This is a genomic window from Psychrobacter sp. (genome assembly GCF_030457785.1).
Lineage (GTDB): Bacteria > Pseudomonadota > Gammaproteobacteria > Pseudomonadales > Moraxellaceae > Psychrobacter.
Window position 1 is genome coordinate 1 of sequence record NZ_JAKDUI010000271.1, and the last position, 2,733, is coordinate 2,733.

Genomic DNA, 2,733 nt, shown 5'->3' on the forward strand with positions numbered 1-2,733 from the left:
CTAAGGGTTGTGACTTTAGACAAGTCTCTGATAATGAGATACAGGACATTGAGAACAAACTAAACAACAGACCAAGAAAACGCTTAGGGTTTAAAACGCCTATGCAGGCGTTCTATAATATTAATTAGCGTTGCACTTGGTGTGTTAATCTAAGATTTTGATTATCTGCGCACGTAGGTAATACCTACAATGCAGATAACGCTTTTAGTAGGCGTCTATTCTGCTCTGCTGTACCGATGGTGATACGCAGATACTCATTAACACGTGGCTTATCGAAATGACGTACGATGATGCCTTGTTCACGCAAAACACTGGCGACAGCACTAGCATTGCCATCTTTTGGACGGGCAAACACAAAATTTGCATGTGATGGTAATACTTTATAGTCGAGCGCATTGAGGCCTTCTGTCAACGCCTTACGCAAATCCTTCACCTGCTGACGCGTTTGCTCAAAGTACTCAACATCTAACACGCTTGCTGTCGCACCAGCCTGTGCTAGCTTATCAAGCGGATAACTATTAAAGCTGTTTTTCATACGAGTCAATGCTTCAATCAGCGAAACATTACCAAAGGCCATACCGACACGTAAACCAGCCAGCGAACGTGACTTAGAAAAGGTTTGTGTCACCAAAATATTATCAAACTCATTGATGAGACTCACCGCCGAAACACTGGCGGCAGAATTACCCTCATCTATCTCAGCAAAATCAATGTACGCCTCGTCTATCACAATCACTGAGTTTGAGTGCTCACCTGCAAGCTTGCGGATATCATCAAGCGATAATAACAACCCAGTTGGTGCATTGGGGTTAGCAATGATGATTCCACTACAAGGCTGACGATACGCATCAGGATCTATACTAAAATCATCTTCTAAGGCGATTTGTACCAACTCTATACCAAAAGTCTGCGCATACACTGGATAAAAACTATAGCTAATATCAGGGGCTAACAATGGGCGCTCTTTTAAGAAAAAACTGGCAAATACAAACGCCAATACTTCATCTGAGCCATTGCCGACAAACACTTGGTTGATATCAAGACCGTGTAGCTGTGCTAACACCTCACGCAGATCATCAGAGTCCGGCGCTGGATACAGGCGCAGATCATCCGCTTGCTGCCCTAAAACCTTTGCAATAGCTTCACCAACTTTTGGTGACGGTGGAAATGGGTTTTCATTGGTATTTAGTTTGCATAAATTGTCATGTTGCGGTTGCTCGCCTGGGACATACGGCGACAAATTACGGGCTTTAGAAGACCAAAGTCTGGTGTCTATCTTTAACTCACTCATAAGTTCTCCTACTGTTAGCCACAAAGACTATCAAAATTAAAAATCTAAAATAAAATCAAGTGTAGATATCAAAAGCAACCTATTGAAAATACATCACTGATAACGGTATCGAGCCGATCGAGCGTGGGCTTCTAAGTCCTCACGCTGCGCCAAAATATCCGCCGTCTCAGCCAATGGCTTGCTGCCTGACTGGCTGCAATAAATGACAGATGATTTCTTTTGGAAATCATAAACCCCTAGCGGCGAAGAAAATCGAGCTGTCCCTGATGTCGGTAGCACGTGGTTGGGTCCAGCGCAATAGTCACCAATGGCCTCAGGCGTGTGGCGGCCCATAAAGATAGCACCGGCGTGACGAACGTCACTCAGCAAGGCGTCGGGATCATTCACAGACAGCTCCAAATGTTCAGGAGCAACACGATTGATCACAGCCATGCCTTCACTGCGATCTTTGACCAAAATAAGGGCGCCACGGTTTTTTAAAGAATCACGAGCGATATCTGCTTTTGGTAATTCTGCCAATGCTTTTTCGATTTCAGCCGCGACTTCAGCAAGCTGCTGCTCACTGGTAGTGACAAAGATAGCTTGAGCGATGCGGTCATGCTCCGCCTGTGATAGCAGGTCCATGGCCAGCCAATCTGCACGATCTTGCGCTTCACCTTCTGCATAAACCAGCACCTCAGAAGGCCCTGCAATCATATCAATCCCAACTTGTCCAAACACCACGCGTTTAGCGGCTGCAACATACTTATTACCAGGACCTGTGATTTTATCTACTGCAGGAATCGTTTCCGTGCCGTAAGCGAGAGCGGCAACAGCCTGCGCCCCGCCAATGGTAAAGACACGATCTACCTGTGCCAAATGTGCTGCTGCCAGTACTAGTGGATTCAGAACACCCTTTGGCGCTGGCACCACCATGATAACTTCAGCAACCCCTGCCACTTTGGCAGGTATGGCGTTCATCAATACAGAAGACGGGTAAGACGCCAGACCACCAGGCACATAAATACCGACTCGATCGAGTGGTGTCAGCTTTTGACCTAGGCGATTGCCCAACTCATCTTCATACTCCCAGCTGCCTTGCATTTGACGCTCATGAAATGTTTTCACGCGCGTCGCTGCAGTATTCAACGCTGTTTTCACTGTGGCATCTAAGCCATCGAATGCCTCTGCCAGCGCTTCTTTAGAGAGTTCTAAATCTGACATCGTCGTCGCGGGATGCTGATCAAACTGTTGGGTTAATGCCAATACGACACCATCGCCATCATGCCGTACTTGGTCAATGATATCATCGACGGTTTGTAATAATTCGGCATCATTGACGGTTTCAAAAGCAAGCAACGCCGATAACTGGCTATCAAAATCGGCACTCTGGGTACTTAACTGGCGCATGACCTAATCCTATATCTGAGCATAAAATACTGCTAAAACGAACGGCGTAATAA

General features: G+C 46.2%; 2 protein-coding genes and 1 pseudogene. 1 reads left to right on the top strand and 2 read right to left on the bottom strand.

What is annotated here, in order from left to right:
- Positions 1–128, top strand: a pseudogene (locus L0J61_RS10405) (IS30 family transposase); the annotation flags it as partial.
- A 56-nt stretch (positions 129–184) separates the two neighbouring features.
- On the opposite strand, the gene hisC reads toward L0J61_RS10405, so the two are convergent.
- Positions 185–1,291 carry a histidinol-phosphate transaminase gene (gene hisC / locus L0J61_RS10410; protein ID WP_301466371.1) on the bottom strand — a complete coding sequence of 369 codons (1,107 nt, stop codon included), beginning with the start codon at positions 1,289–1,291 and terminating at the stop codon, positions 185–187.
- Between the two features lie 93 nt (positions 1,292–1,384).
- Positions 1,385–2,680: a histidinol dehydrogenase gene (gene hisD / locus L0J61_RS10415; protein WP_301466372.1), complete on the bottom strand. Its 1,296-nt coding sequence runs from the start codon at positions 2,678–2,680 to the stop codon at positions 1,385–1,387.
- Between the last annotated feature and the right edge of the window lie 53 nt (positions 2,681–2,733).

What these genes read in the sequence shown, in the direction of transcription:
- hisC (WP_301466371.1), bottom strand. Translation starts at nt 1,291, where the DNA reads ATGAGTGAGTTAAAGATAGACACCAGACTTTGGTCTTCTAAAGCCCGT.
- hisD (WP_301466372.1), bottom strand. Translation starts at nt 2,680, where the DNA reads ATGCGCCAGTTAAGTACCCAGAGTGCCGATTTTGATAGCCAGTTATCG.